The organism is Streptomyces sp. NPDC002994 (assembly GCF_040611155.1).
In the GTDB taxonomy this organism is placed as follows: domain Bacteria; phylum Actinomycetota; class Actinomycetes; order Streptomycetales; family Streptomycetaceae; genus Streptomyces.
In genome coordinates, this window is the sequence record NZ_JBEXNQ010000001.1 from 419,601 (window position 1) to 435,668 (window position 16,068).

Genomic DNA, 16,068 nt, shown 5'->3' on the forward strand with positions numbered 1-16,068 from the left:
GGGGCAGAGCCCCCACGCGGCGGAGCCGCAAAATGTCACAGCGGGAAGGGGCGGGGTGGGGAAAAGGCTCGCCGCAGGCGCCCCCGCGCCCCCGAACCGCCGGCGCACCCATCGCCCCGGCGGTAAACGCGCGTCGCCGCCTGCGTGAGGTGGTCCCTCATCACAGGCGGCGACTTGGCTTCAGCAGCGTCGGTCAGCCCTGCTGGGCGATCAGGCTGGCGGGCCGCAGATCCGTCCAGTTCGCCTCCACGTACGCGAGACACGCGTCCCGGGTGTCCTCACCGAAGACGGTCCGCCACCCCGCCGGGACTTCGGCGAAGGACGGCCACATCGAGTGCTGGTTCTCATCATTCGTCAGGACCAGGAAACGGCCCTGCGGGTCCTCGAACGGGTTGGTGGTCATGCGCTCTCACTCCTCATGGACATTACGGTGAACAGCTCCGAAAGCGGCTGTTCCGGGTCGGCTGCCACGTTCCGCAACAGCACCTGAAGTTCGTCGGCGAGCTGCCCCGCCTTGGCCCTGCCGAGCAGCTCGGTCGCGTAGATCAGCTCGCAGTGCACCGGCCCGTCGCCACGCGGCTCGTAGAAGCTGAGCGTCAGCTCCGCCTGCACCGAGCCGGTGGGCACAGCATGGAACGAGCCCATGCCGCCCTCGAGTTCCCCGAGGTCCGCCTGCTCATGGTGGATCACCATCACCTGCGGACCCTCCGGGGCCAGGCCCGTCGCCCGTACGACCTCGTCGAACGGGACGTCCTGCCGGTCCAGCGCGCCGAGCGTCGTCTCCCGCACCCGGGTCAGCAGCTCAGCGAAGGTCGGGTCGCCCGCGGTGTCGGTACGCAGCACCACCGTGTTGAAGAAGCAGCCGACCAGGTCGGCCAGCTGGTCGTCGGTACGGCCCGCGACCATGGTGCCGATCGGCAGATCGGTGCCCGCACCGTGCGCGGTGAGCAGTGCCGACAGCGCCGAGTGCAGGACCATGAACATGCTCGTGCCGGTCGCCCGGGCGAGCTGGTCCACGTCGGCGTGGAGCTGCTCGTCGAGGACGAATCCGACGTAGTCACCGCCGTGGCCGAGAAGGCCGGGTGCGGCGGGACGCGGCCGGTCCGTCGGCAGCGCGAGCTCCTGCGGCAGGTCCTTCAGCGTCTGCTGCCAGTACGCCAGCTGCCGCCCGCCCAGGCTGTCGGGGTCGGCGAGATCGCCGAGCACCTCGTGCGCCCAGGTGGTGTAGTCGGCGTACGTGACCGGCAGGGGCTCCCACCCGGGCTCCCGGCCGTGCGTCCGATCCTCGTACGCCGTCGTGAGGTCACGGAACAGAGGCACCACCGACCACTCGTCCACCGCGAGGTAGTGCATGGTCAGCAGCACCGCCTGGGTGCCGTCCGCACCGGTGAGCAGCCGGGCCCGCAGGGGCGGTTCCAGCGACAGCTCCGGCGCCTGCGCGGCGAGTTCGGCGAGCCGTGCGTCCACATCGGCGCACTCCTCCCGCTCCAGGACCGGGGACTGCGCGGCCTGCTGGTGCACGGCCCCGTCCCGCTCGGTGAAGACCGTACGCAGCGGCTCGTGCCGTGCCACCACATCTCCCAGCGCGGCTGACAGCGCGTCGGCGTCCAGCCCTCCGGGCGAGCGCAGCACGAGTGCGTGGTCGAAGCCGGCGTTCCGTCGGTACGACGACCACTGCCACCGCTGTACGGGCGCGACCGGCAGGGCAGCACCCTCCGCGCGGTGCTCGACCGGGCGGAGCGGCGGCCGGGCGGCCGACGCTCCGTCGAGCTTGGCGGCGATTCCGGCGACGGTCAGCGCGTCGAAGACGTCGCGGATGCTCAGCTCGACCCCGAATTCGGAGCGGATCCTGCCGAGCAGCCGCATCGAGGCCATCGAATGGCCGCCCAGCGCGAAGAAGTTGTCGTGGATACCGACGTCTTCCAGCTTCAGGATCTCGCCGAACAGCTCCGCCAGCCGGATCTGCGTCTCGGTGGCCGGTCGGGCGTCGCCCGTCATCCCGGACCAGTCAGGCGCGGGCAGCGCCTTCCGGTCCAGCTTGCCGTTGGGGGTCAGCGGCAGCGGACCGTCCAGCGGCACCACGAGGGCGGGCACCATGTATTCGGGCAGAAGGCCGGCTACGTGCGTACGAAGCGCCTGCGGGTCGATTTCGAGATCGCCGCGCTCCGGGACGGCGTAGCCCACCAGCCGCACGATGTCGCCCTCGCGGTCGGGGACCACGGCGGCCTGGCTGACCGCCGGGTGGTCGGCGAGCGCCGCCTCGATCTCGCCCAGCTCGATGCGGAATCCGCGGATCTTCACCTGGGTGTCGACCCGGCCGAGGAAGTCGATGTTGCCGTCGGTGCGCCAGCGGGCGCGGTCACCGGTGCGGTACATCCGGGTGCCGGGCGGGCCGAACGGGTCGGCGACGAACCGCTCGGAGGTCAGCGCGGCCTTGCCGAGGTAGCCGCGGGCGAGTCCGCGTCCGGCGACGTACAGCTCGCCCACCACGCCCGGCGGGACCGGGCTCAGGTTGGCGTCCAGTACGTAGCAGACCGTGTTGGGGTCCGGCCGGCCGATCGGCACGCGCCCGGTGGGCCGTCCGCCGGCCTCGCGGGCGGGCCAGAGCGTGGAGTTCACCGTCGCCTCGGTCAGACCGTACGCGCAGATCAGGTTGGCCGTGGCGCCGAAGCGCTCGAACAGGTCCGGCGGCACGGTCTCCGTGCCGACCAGGATGGTCGATCCTTCGGGCAGCTCGCATCCCGCCGGCAGTGCCGACACCAGGGAGGGCGGCAGGATCATGTGGCTGATCCGCTGGTCCGCCAGGAAGTCGGTCAGCGCCGGTCCGGCGACGCGTGCCTCGTCGGATATGAGCACGAGGCGGCCGCCGTGGCACAGCGCCATCGACAGTTCGAAGGCGAAGACGTCGAAGCCGATCGACGCGAACTGCAGCACCCTGCTGTCGCGTTCTAGACCCATGCGGTCGACTGCGGTGGCCACCAGGCTGGAGATGCCGTCGTGCGGTACGACCACGCCCTTGGGCCGGCCGGTCGAACCGGAGGTGTAGATCACGTAGGCGGCCTGGTCCAGGCTCACCGGCAGACCGTCCACCCGCGACTCGGGCAGCCGGTCGAGTTCGGCCGTGACCTCCGGAGCGTCGAGCAGCACCACGGGTACGCCCGCCACTTCGGGGATCTTCCCGGCCACCGGCTCGGTGCCGACGACGAGGGCGGCACTGGAGTCCTCGATCATGTACGAGAGCCGGTCGGCCGGGTGGACCAGGTCGAGCGGCAGGAACGCGGCCCCGAGCTTGAGGGCGGCGAGGACCGTCGCGACCATGTCGACCGAGCGGGGCACGGCCACGCCGACCACACTCTCGGCACCCACGCCGCGCGCGGCCAGCAGGCGTGCGATCCGGTTGGACCGGGCGTCCAGCTGGGCGTAACTCACCGACCTGGACCGCTCCACGACGGCGACCGCGTCGGGCCGCTCGGCGAGCCGCTGGGCGAACAGGGCCGGCAGCGAGGACTCGTCCACCACCCGCTCGGTGGCGTTGAAGCCCTCCAGAACCAGCTGCCGCTCGTCGGCGGCGAGTACATCGCCCGCCGAGACCGGGGCCTCCGGTTCGGCGACCAGCGCCGAGACCAGCCGCCGCAGGCGGTCGCCGAGCCGCTCGGCGGTCTCCTGGTCGAACAGCTCGGTGGCGAACTCCAGGCGGCAGCTGAGCGCACCGTCGTCCCCGTCGGCGCCGACCTGCTCGGTGAAGCTGAACACGAGGTCGAACTTCGCCGACTTGATCCGGAACGGTACGTACTCCACGCCGAGCCCGGGCAGTTCCAGCTCGTCGCCGGTGCGGTTGTGGTAACCGACCATCACCTGGAACAGCGGGTTGCGGGCGAGCGAGCGCGTCGGGTTGAGCTTCTCGACGACGGACTCGAACGGCACGTCCGCGTGGGAGAACGCGGCCAGGTCGGTGTCGCGGACCCGCGCCAGCAGTTCGGTGAAGCTCGGGTCGCCGCTCAGGTCGGTCCGCAGAACGAGGGTGTTCACGAAGAAGCCGACCAGTTCGTCGAGCGCCTCGTCACTGCGCCCGGCGATGGGCGAGCCGAGGGCGATGTCCGTACCGGCGCCCATCCGGTGGAGCAGCGCGGCGACGGCCGCGTGCACCACCATGAACATGCTGGCGCCGCTCTCGCGGGACAGCCGCTTCAGTCCCTGGTAGGCCGGGGTGTCGAAGTCGATGTCGAGTTCGGCTCCGGTGAACGCCGGGCGTGCGGGCCGCAGCCGGTCGGCCGGCAGCTCGATCTCCTCCGGGGCACCCTCCAGCGTCGTACGCCAGTACTCCAGCTGCCGGGCGGCCAGGCTCTGCGCGTCGGCCGGGTCACCGAGCAGCCGCTGCTGCCACAGCGCGTAGTCGGCGTACTGGACGGGCAGCGGCTCCCACTCGGGCGCCGAGCCGGACCGGCGGGCGGCGTAGGCGGCGGCCAGGTCACGCAGGAAGGGACGGTCCGACCACTCGTCGGTGGTGATGTGGTGCAGAAGGAGGACGACGACGTGGTCGTCCGGCGCGACCTCGATGATGGTCGCCCGCAGCGGCAGCTCGGCAGCGAGGTCGAACGGACGGTTGATGGCGGCGTCGACGATGCCGGCCACCTCGTCCTCACCGGCGCGGACACACTCCACCACCGGGTGCGCCTGCTCAGCAGGCAGAACGCGCTGGAACGCCTGGCCGTCGCGCTCGCCGAACACCGTACGCAGGGCTTCGTGACGTCCCGTCACATCGGCGAGGGCCGCCCGCCACGCGTCCACGTCGAGCGTGCCGCGCAGCCGCATGACCAGCGGGAAGTTGTACGCGGCCGAGGTGCACTCGATCTGCTGGATGACCCACAGCCGCTGCTGGGCGTGGGACAGCGGCAGCTCGGCGGGCCGCTCGCCGGCCGTCAGCGCCGGACGGTCGGCGGCCTGTGAACCGGTCGCGCGCTCCACCAGCTCGGCGACGGTCGGCGCCTCGAAGAGGTCCCGGATCGCCAGCTCCGCCTTCAGGGCGGTACGCGCGCGGCTGATCAGGCGGGTGGCCAGGAGCGAGTGGCCGCCCAGGTCGAAGAAGTTGCTGTCGATTCCCACGCTGCCGGCGGCGAGTCCGAGCACTTCGGCGAAGAGCTCGCAGAGCGTCTCCTCCTGCGGCGACCGGGGCGGGCGGCTGGTGCTCGGCCCGGCAAAGTCCGGGGCGGGCAGGGCCTTGACGTCGAGCTTGCCGTTGACGGTCAGCGGCAGGGTCTCCACCGTCACCAACGCGGCGGGGACCATGTAGTCGGGCAGACCGGCCTTCAGGTGCTCGCGCAACCGCTGGAGCAGCGCGTCGTCCGGTGCCGCACCTTCCTCGGGTACGACGTAACCGACCAGGCGCTTCGTCCCGGCGGTCTCCGCCACGACGACGGCGGCGTGCGCGACATCGGTGTGGGCGGCCAGCACGGAAGAAATCTCGCCCAGTTCGATCCGGTATCCCCGGATCTTGACCTGGTCGTCCGTACGGCCGAGGAAGTCGATGAGCCCGTCCGGGCGCTGCCGGACGAGGTCGCCCGTACGGTACATCCGCTCACCGGGGGCACCGAACGGGTCTGCGACGAATCGTTCCGCCGTCAGGCCCGGCCGGTCGTGGTAGCCGCGGGCGAGGCCGGTGCCTGCGATGTACAGCTCGCCGGGGCAGCCCGGCGGGACCGGGCGCAGCATCGCGTCGAGCACGTAGGCGCGAGTGTTGCGGATGGGCATGCCGACTGTGGAAGTCGGGCTGTCCGTGGTGGATCCGCCGAGCGTGTTGATCGTGTACTCGGTCGGCCCGTACAGGTTGTAGCCGTACGTGCCCTCGGTACGCCGCAGTCGCGTCCACACCGTGTCGGACACGGCCTCGCCGCCGAGCAGCACGAGTGCCGGCCGGTGCTTACCGGCAGCCTCGTCGTGGTCGAGGAGGCCCTCCTCGATCAGCAGCTGGGCGTACGTCGGCGTCACATTGACCACGTCGACGCGGTGCTCGTCGCAGTACGCCACGAGGGCTTCGGCGTCGCGGCGCAGCTCCTCGTCGCAGACGTGCACCTCATGTCCCTCGACGAGCCAGAGCAGTTCCTCCCAGGACATGTCGAAGGCGAAGGAGACGGTGTGCGCGATGCGCAGCCGTCGGCCGCCCGCCGAGGCGATAGCGGGGTCGAAGATCTCCTTCTGGTGGTTGAGCTGCATGTTCGTCAGACCGCGGTACGGGGTGACGACGCCCTTCGGCTTGCCGGTCGAGCCGGAGGTGTAGATGACGTAGGCCGGGTACTCCAGCCGGTTCTCCACCCCGTGCGCGAACGCGGGCCGCTCGGCGTCGGTGACCTCCCCAGACGGGAGGCCGGCGAGTTCAGCGGCCACCGACGGGTCGTCCAGCAGGAGTTCGGGGGCGACTGCTCCCGTCTCGCCCCGCAGCGTCGGAGCGACGGCCGTCGTGGACAGCAGGCACAGGGGCCCGGTGTCCTCGACCATCAGGCGCAGCCGGTCGGCCGGGTGGTCGAGGTCGAGCGGCAGGTAGGCGGCGCCGGTGCGCAGCACCGCGAACAGCGCCACGACCATCTCGATGGAACGCGGCAGGGCGAGGGCGACGACCTTCTCCGGCCCCGCGCCACGGGCGAGCAGCAGCCGGGCAAGCCGGTTGATCTGCGCGTCCAGCTCCGCGTACGTGAGGGCCGTCTCTCCGAACACCAGCGCCACGGCGTCCGGCGTGCGGGCGACCTGAGCCGCCAGCATGTCCGCGACGGTCTCGTTGGGCACCGGGTTGACGCTGGACGCCCACTCGGAGAGCAACTCGGCGCGCTCGCCGGGCAGCAGCAGGTCCAGGGCGCCGACCCGCGCCGACAGGTCGCCGATCAGCCGCTCCACCAGCGCGCCGAAGCGCTCCAGCGTGGCCACGGCCTGCTCGTCGTCGACCAGGTCCGGGCGGTACTCCAGCTTCGCCTGGACGACCTCGGCCGGGTTGACGATCAGGGTCATGGGGTAGTGGGTGGCGTCCACGCTGCCCACGCCGGTGATGCCGTGCCGCGCGGTCAGCTGATTGAACGCGCCTTCGTCGGCGAAGTTCTGGAGTACGTACAAGGTGTCGAAGAGGGTGGTGTGGCCGCCGGCCCGCTGCAGCTCGGCCAGGCCGAGGTACTCATGGCCCATCAGCTCGATCCGCTCCGACTGCATACGGCGCAGCAGGTCCGCGACCGGCTCCTCGGGGTCGAGCGTGACGCGCAGGGGCACGGTGTTGAGGAACATGCCGATCGCCGTGTCGACTCCGGCGACGTCCGCCGGCCGTCCGGCGACCGTGGCGCCGAACACCACATCGTGGCGGCCCACCGTCGCGGACAGTACGAGCGCCCACGCGGCGGACAGCACCGCGTTGATCGTCAGTCCGTGCTCGCGGGCCGATGCCCGCAGTCGGTCACTGACTTCCGGGGAAAGTTCGAAGGTACGGCGCCGAGGAATCGTCGGCTCGCCCCCTCCGTTCCGCGCCACGAGCGTGGGCTCGTCGAGTCCCGCCAGAGCGTGGCGCCACGTCTCACGGGCCGTGTCGAAGTCCTGCTCGGCGAGCCAGCTCAGGTAGTCGCGGTAGCTGCCGGGTACGGACAGCGCGGTGTCGTCGCCCGCCGCGGCGTAGAGAGCGAGCAGTTCGTCGAGGAACACGGACTGCGACCAGCCGTCCCAGGCCACCAGGTGGTGGCTGAGCATCAGACGGTCGGTGTTCTCGGTGAGCCGGATCAGCTTGAGCCGGAACAGCGGGGGCGCGGCCAGGTCGAACCGCTCCCGACGGCCTGCCTCGGCGATCTCGTCGAGGCGTGCCTGACGCTGCTGCTCGCCCAGGCCGGTCAGATCGACCTCGGTCAGCGGCACCGGCAGCTCGGCCGCGGAACAGACGAACTGTACGGGCGCGGGCAAGCCGTCACTGGTGATGCCGGCGCACAGGCTCGGGTGCCTGCGCAGCAGCGTCGCGCAGGCCGCACGGAGCCGATCGGCGTCGAGCCGGTGGTCGAAGTCGAAGTTGTCCTGCGCGGTGTAGACGTCCAGCGCGGACGTGTCGTAGCTGGCGTGGAAGTGGATGCCTTCCTGGAGCGGGGAAAGCGGCCAGATGTCGGCGACGGGCACCGGGCTGACGCGCTCGATCAGGTCGATGTCGGCCTGATCGAGCTGGACCAGCGGCACGTCGGACGGCGTGAGAGCCCGCCCCTGCGGGCCGGACCGCGTAGCCTGCGCGACGAGTTCGCGCAATGCGGCCGCCCACTCACGGCCGAGCGCCTGTACGTCCTCCTCGGTCAGCGTGTCGCCCGCCGGCCAGGTCCAGGTGGCGCGCAGCTGGGGGCCGTGCGGGGTGTCGGCGCACACCGCGTTGACCTGGAGCGGGTACGGCATGGCCAGGTCGGCGTCGGGTTCCACCGACAGGGCGTCGGCCTCGACGGCGGGCGCCCAGTCGTGCGTCTGCTCGGCGGGGAGACGGCCGAAGTAGTTGAACAGCACCTGGGCGCTGGACAGCTGGGCGAAGACGGGGGCGAGCTGCGGGTTGAGGTAGCGCAGCATGCCGTAGCCCGCGCCGGAGTCCGGCGCCGACCGCACGGACTCCTTGACGAGCTTGAGTACGTCGAGTGCGCCGTCGGCGGCGGGGAGCCGTACGGGATGCAGGCTCGTGAACCAGCCCACGGTGCGCGACAGGTCCATGTCGGTCCCGTCGCGTCCGTGCCGTTCGAGATCCACCAGCAGGTCGCCGTCGAGCGCGGCGGCGTCCCGCTCGCCGCGCCAGCGCGACACGGCGATCCGCAGCGCGGTGAGCAGCACCTCGGTGACATCGGCTCCGGCCGTGGCAGGCACGGACGTCAGCAGCGCCTGCGTGTGCTCGGCGGAAAGCGACACAACGTGTTCCCGCGCCGAACCGGCCGTTCCAGCACGTGTGGCACCGGCGACCAGTTCCGCTCCGGGCGCCAGGGTCTTTGCCCAGTACGGCAGTTCGGCCTGCCGCTGCGGTGAGGTCGCCTGCTCGGCGACGTCCCGTGCGAACCGCCGCAGCGACGTGGGCACCGGCTCCAGCACAGGCCGCTCACCCTGCGCGACGGCGTCCCACGCGGCGGCGAGGTCGCCGAGCAGCACGCGCCAGGACACGCCGTCGATCGCCAGGTGGTGTACGACGAGCAGCAGTCGGCCCGGTCGTTCGCCGCCCGCGTCGAACCAGACCGCCTGCAGCATGACGCCGCTGTCAGGATCGAGTCGGGAAGCCGCACCGTCGGACTCCTCGGCGATCACCGTACGGAGTCCTGCGTCGTCGAGGTCGCGTACATCGACGCGCCGCAGCAGCCCGGTCGCGTCCACCGAACCCACGGCAAGCGTCTGAGCCGACCACAGCGCGGGAATCGCCGGGCCGAGGTCCATCCGGGAGAGCGTGAGCCGCAGACCGTCGTGGTGGTCCACGACCGCTTGCAGGACCCGCGCCAGCGCGACGGCGTCCGCGGCGGCGGGCGCCTGGAGCAGCATGGACAGGTTGAAGCGGCTGACCGTTCCGCCGTCCTCGCGGAGCTGGTGGACGATGGGCAGCAGCGGTACGTCGCCCACGCCGTCGGAGTCGGCGACGACCGCAGGTGCGGCGTCCCCGGACTCCTCCGTTCCGACGACGGTGGCCGCCAGCGCGGTCGGCGTGCGGTGCTCGAACACGTCACGCGGGCTGATCGACAGACCGGCCTTGCGGGCGCGGCTGGAGACCGACATGGACAGGATGCTGTCTCCTCCGAGTACGAAGAAGTCCTCGTCCGCGTCGACCTCGTCGATCCCGAGCACGTCGGCGAAGATCGCGCAGAGCTGCCGCTCGCGGCCCTCGCGCGCTGTGCGTCCCTGCCGCCTGCTCCGGATCTCCGGGGCGGGCAGCGCCTTGTGGTCGATCTTCCCGCCCGGCGTCAACGGCAGCGCGTCAAGCTCCACGAAGTGGCTGGGCACCATGGGCGCGGGAAGCGAACCGCTCAACGCGCTCCGTACGGCCGCGACATCCAGGGCCGCTCCGGCAGCGGCGACCAGGTAGGCCACCAGTTGCTTGACTCCACGGTCGTCGTCGCGGGCCACGACGACCACATCGCCGACGGCCGGCTCATCGCGCAGCCGCGCTTCGATTTCACCGAGTTCCACCCGGTTTCCCCTGATCTTGACTTGGTGGTCGGTGCGCCCGAGGTAGGTGAGCACACCGTCTCCACTGAACTGGACCATGTCTCCGGTGCGGTACATCCGCTCTCCGGGCCCGCCGTACGGATCGGCGACGAACCGCTCCGCGCTCAGCGCGGTGCGTCCGTGGTAACCGCGGGCCAACTGCGCGCCCGCGATGTAGAGCTCGCCGGACTCGCCCTCGGCAACGGGGCGGAGGTACCGGTCGAGCACGTAGAGCCGGGTGTTCCACACCGGACGCCCGATGGGTACGGTGCCGGCTTCAGCCGGTTCGGAGCCCGCTTCCCAGCTGGTGACCTGGATGACGGCCTCGGTCGGCCCGTAGACGTTGAAGAGCGGCACGCCGGTGCGCTCCCGCCAGCGGCGCGCCAGCGGAACGGGCAGTGCCTCTCCCCCGCTGAACGCCCTGCGCAGACTCGTCCACCACTGGCCGGCGTCCTCCTCGGCGAGGAGCGCGCCGTACAGCGAAGGCACCAGATCGACGTTGGTGACCCGCTCGTCGCGGATCAGCTCGGCGAGATACGCCGGATCGCGGTGGCCGTCCGGCCTGGCGATCACGACGGTCCCACCGGTCAGCAGCGGGGCGAAGATTTCCTGCACCGACGGGTCGAAGCTGGTCGAGTACTGGTGCAGCACCCGCTCGCCGGGGCCGAACCCGAACTGCTCGGCCGTCCAGGCCAGCTGACCGACGACCGCTCGGTGCGTCACTACAACACCCTTGGGCCGGCCGGTCGAGCCCGAGGTGTACATCAGGTACGCGGCGCTGTCCGGATGGACAGGTACGGTCGCGTCCGGAGCGGGCACAACCGCGTCGGTGCCGACGAAAACCCTTGTCACGTCCGTCAGTTCAGGAAGACGCGTCCAGGAATCCTCGGTGGCGACGACCGTTCGTGCCCCGGAGTCCGCGAGCATGTAACGAACGCGGTCGGCCGGGTAGTCGACGTCGACCGGCAGGTAGGCCGCGCCCGCCTTGAGCACACCGAGCAGGGCGACGAGCGTCTCGGCGGACCGGGGCACAGCCACGGCCACGATGGACTCGGGCCCCACGCCCTGGGCCAGCAGCCGCTGCGCCAGGGCCTCGGCCCGCTCGTCCAGCTCGGCGTACGTCGTCCGCTCGCCGTCCTGGATCAGAGCGGTCGCGTCAGGGGTACGGCGTACCTGCTCGGCGAACGCACCGTGCACCGTGCCGACGGGCAGAGCGTGATCCGGCCCCGTGAGGCGGTCGAGCGTGCTCCGCCGCTCGTCGGCCGTCCGCGTGGCCAGCTGGGCGACCGGGAGCCGGGGGTCGGCGATCACCTGGTCGAACAGCGCCCGCAGGCGGGCGGCGAACCGCTCGGCGGAAGCGGCGTCCAGCCGAGAGAGATCGTGTTCCAGCCGCAGCTCAAGTCGCTCGCCGGGGAGCACGGTGAGCGACAGCGGGTAGTGCACCGCGTCGCGGATGTGCGATCCGACGATACGGACCTGCCCTGCCGGATCGGTCGGCTCGCCCGCGTCGGGCAGGTTCTCCACCACGACCAGCGCGTCGAACAGTTCGCCGCGGCCGACGGCACGCTGGATGTCGGCGAGTCCGAGGTGCTGGTGGTCCAGCAGGTCGGCCTGATCGTCCTGGAAGCCCGCCAGGACCTCGGCGAGCGGCTGCTCCGGACGCCACCGCAGCCGGGCGGGCACAGTGTTGATCAACAGACCGACCAGTGCTTCGACGCCCTCGACGGCCGCTTGCCTGCCGGAGACGGTGCTCCCGAAGACCATGTCGTGGGAGCCGGTCACATCACCGAGCACCAGGCCGAACCCGCCCTGCACGACGGTGCTCAGGGTCAGCCCGAGCTGCCGGGCCCGCGCCGTGAGCGCCGTCGTGTCGTGCGCGGACAGCTCAAGGATGACCTTGCCCGTCTCGGAACCTGTCTCGGAAGGACTCGGCTCCCCCGCGCGTACGGGCAGCCTGGCCGGAGCGTCGAGCCCCGCCATCGCCTCGCGCCACGCGCTCAGCGCCGGCTCCCGGTCGCGGCCGGCGAGCCACCCGGCGTACGACCTGTAGGTCGCGACGGACTCGGCCGGCACCGAAAGTTCGGCGGCCGCGCCGGGGCAGTAGCCGTCCAGCAGCTCGCGCATGATGAGCGAGACGGACCAGCCGTCCACGACGATGTGATGCATGGTCAGCACCAGCAGCGACCGCTGCTCGCCGAGCCGGATCAGGGCGGCCCGCATCAGCGGCGGTACTCCGAGGTCGAACCCCTCGGCCCGCTCCTGCGCCGTGATCTCGTCGGCGGCCGTGGACTGCTCCGCCGCATCTCGTCCCGACAGATCGTCGAAGCGCCAGGGCAGCTCCACCCGCTCCCCGATGAGCTGCACGATCTGACCGTCGTCCGGGCGCTGGCGGAAGGCGGCGCGCAGCAGCGGATGGCGGTCGAGCAGCCGCTGCGTGGCCGCACGCAGTGCCTCGGCGTCCACGTCACCGGCGAGTTCGAGGGTGTCCTGGACGGCATAGCCGTCCGACCCGCCCTCGTCGACAGCGGCGTGGAAGAAGAAGCCCTCCTGCAGCGGAGTGGCCGGTACGACATCGAGGAGATCCGGAACGGCGGCATCGAACTCGGCACGCTCGGCGTCGGTCAGCGGAACCAGTGAGAACGGCGCGACTGCTGCACCGGATTCACCCGACGGCGCGTCCGCACCGTCAGTGACGCGCGCGAGCGCCGCCACCGTACGGTGCCGGAACACGTCACGCGGGCTGATCGCCAGTCCCTCCGCACGGGCGCGGGTGACCAGCTGGATGGCGACGATGCTGTCGCCGCCGAGTTCGAAGAAGCTGTCGTGGACGCCCACCGACGGAAGGTCGAGCAGCTCGGCGAACAGCTCGGCCAGAGCCGCCTCGGCCGGCGTCGTCGGCTCGGCGTCACCGGTCATCGCCGTCCACTGCGGCTCGGGCAGCGCCCGGGTGTCGAGCTTTCCGTTGGGCGTCAGCGGAAGAGGCCCGTCCAGTACGACGAGTGCCGACGGCACCATGTAGTCCGGCAGCGCCTCCGCCACCTGTACCCGCGCCGCCGCAACGGAAGCGTCGGCATCCGCGCGCCCGCCACCCACCAGATAGGCGACGAGACGCTTCACACCCCGGTGGTCCTCCCGTACGAGGACGGCTGCCTGGGCGATGCCCGGGCACGCCATGAACGCGCTCTCGATCTCGCCCGGTTCGATCCGGTGACCGCGGATCTTGAGCTGGCCGTCCGCGCGGCCGAGGAACTCCAGGTTGCCTTCGGCGCTCCAGCGCACCCGGTCGCCGGTGCGGTACATCCGCGCACCCGACGGCCCGAACGGGTCGGCGACGAACCGCTCCGAGGTCAGACCGTGCCTGCCGAGGTAGCCGCGGGCCAGGCCGCGTCCACCGACGTACAGCTCACCCTCGACTCCCACCGGGACGGGACGCAGCGCCGAATCGAGCACGTACGCCCGGGTGTTGGGGTCGGGTACGCCGATCGGCGCGGGCCCCTGCCAGTCCGGCTCGGCGAGCCACAGCGTGGAGTTGACCGTGGCCTCGGTCAGTCCGTAGGCGACGACGACGCGCAGCCGCCCGCCCCAGCGGGCGATCAGCTCGCTCGGCACCGACTCGGTGCCCACCACGAGGACCGCCCCGTCCGGCAGCTCACACTCCTGCGGCAGCGCCGACACCAGCGACGGCGGCAGGATCATGTGCGTGGCCCGGTGCTCCGCTATGTAGTCGGTCAGGGCGGGCCCGGCGACCCGGCGCTCGGTGGGGACGACGATGATCCGGCCGCCGACGCACAGCGACATGATCAGGTCCCAGACCGTCACATCGAAGCCGACCGAGGCGAACTGCACGACGCGGCTGTCCGCGTCGATGCCGATCCGTTCGGTTGCTGTGGCTATCAGGCTGCCGACACCGTCGTGCGAAACGACGACGCCCTTGGGGCGGCCGGTGGAGCCCGAGGTGTAGATGACGTACGCGGCCTGGTCCAGGGCGATCGGCAGGCCGAGGTCCGAACCGTCCAGCGCGGTGGACTCGGCGGCCACGGACGGGTCGTCGAGCAGGAGGTGGCCGACGCCGGGCGCGGTCGGCAGTGCACCGGCCAGCTCTCGCGTGGTGACGACGGTCCGCGCGCCGGCGTCGGACAGCATGTAGGCGATCCGGTCCTGGGGGTGATCGGCGTCCAGCGGCAGATACGCCGCCCCGGCCTTCATCACCGCCAGCAGGGAGACCACCAGTTCGGGCGAGCGCGGCACGGCGACGGCGACGACGTCCTCGTCGCGCACACCGCGCGCGATCAGCAGGCGGGCCAGCCGGTTCGCTGCGGCGTTGAGCTCGGCGTACGACAGCTCCTGGTCCTCGCACACGAGCGCGACGGCGTCCGGCGCGCGGCGCACCTGCCGCTCGAAAGCGGCGGGCCAGGACAGTTCGGGGACGTCGCACGGCGCGGCTCCGAACACGTCGAGCAGCTGCGCCCGCTCCGCGCCGGAGGTCAGCTCGATGTGCCCGATGGGGTGGTCCATCCCCTCGACGAGGGCGTCCAGCAGCATGAGGAAACGGCGCTCGTGGTCGTTCAGCGTCCGCTGGTCGCACACCGCCGCGTCCGCGTCGAAGTGGATACGGATGTTCTTGCCCGCGCGGGACTCGTCGACGGTGACCGCCAGATCGCTGACCGGGCCGAGCCAACCGGGCCTGAGGTCGGCCTCGTGGTCGCCGAAGCGCATCCCTTCGCCGCCGGGCAGGATGTTGACGGTGGGGCCGACTAGTTCCGGTACGCCGTCGACCAGCCCGAGGTCCCTCGCCAGGTCCTCGGCGCGGTATCGGCCGTGCTGCACCGTCTCGGCGACCGCGCAGCGCACCGCCTCCACGAGCTCAGAACCGGTCATACTCCCGCGTACTGCCACACGCAGCGGCAGGACGTTGGACACCATGCCGGGGACATCCCTCGACTCGGCGTCCTGCCGGGTCGTCACCGGCAGGCCGAGCACCAGGTCCTGCTCGCCGGTGACCCGGTGCAGGTAGGCGGCCACGGCGGCGACCAGCAGACGGGAAAGGCGGACGCCGGTGCCCGCAGCCGCGCCCCGCAGCCGGGTGGTGTCCTGCGATGACAGCTCCGCCGTGCGGCGGATCCGCCGCGTCATCGGCGCCGACGCGCGCTCGACGAGGCGTACGGGCTCCGGCCGGTCGGCAAGCCGGTTGAGCCAGTACGCGCGATCCGCCCGGTACTGCTCCGACTCCCGGTAGGTCCGGTCGGCGTCGACCAGCCGGGACAGCGCCCAGTCGGTGTCACCGGCCTCCGCGCCGGAGGTGTAGAGCTCACCGGCCCGGTGGGTGATCAGCGCGATGCCTGTGCCGTCGTTGACGATGTGGTGGTACCGCTGGTACCAGAGGACGCGGTCGTCGGCGAGCCGCAGCAGGGCGTGGGCGAACAGCGGACCGTGCTGGAGGTCGGCGGGCCGGTCACGCTCGGCTTCGGTCCACCGCGCGGCAGCGCCTTCGGGGTCCGGCTCGTTCCGCAGGTCGACGGTGGGAACGTCGACGGCGAACCGCGTGGGTATCTGGCGCGGCTCCGCGCCCTCGGGGCTCACCCGCACGTGCAGGCACTGGGCCTCTTCGACCGCCTGCCGCACGGAGGCGGTCAGGCGGGAAAGGTCGACGTCGCCGCGCAGGTCCAGGAGGAAGGAGACGTTGTAGGCCGAGCTGTCCGGCTCGATCTGCTGGGCAAGCCAGATGCCGGATTGCCCACCGGTGACGGGTATCCCGGCAGCGGATGTCCGGTCCGACTCGGCGTCAAACATCGTCGAAGGGGCCTTTCCCTGGTGGTGCGTCATTGAAAAGTCGTCGATGGCGTACGGGATCGCGTGCGCGCGCCACGCCTGCCCGGTGGGGACGGTTACCGGGCAGGCGCGACA

At 71.5% G+C, this 16,068-nt stretch carries 2 protein-coding genes; both read right to left on the reverse strand.

Features of this window, described 5'->3' with window-relative positions; all coding sequences use genetic code 11:
• Positions 1-193: 193 nt before the first annotated feature.
• Positions 194-403, reverse strand: coding sequence for an MbtH family protein (locus tag ABZX79_RS01810; protein WP_355249967.1), 210 nt, complete (start codon positions 401-403; stop codon positions 194-196).
• Complete coding sequence (locus ABZX79_RS01815; protein ID WP_355249969.1) at positions 400-15,987, reverse strand: amino acid adenylation domain-containing protein; 15,588 nt, start codon at positions 15,985-15,987, stop codon at positions 400-402. Before ABZX79_RS01815 ends, ABZX79_RS01810 begins: the two co-directional genes overlap by 4 nt.
• Positions 15,988-16,068: the final 81 nt, after the last annotated feature.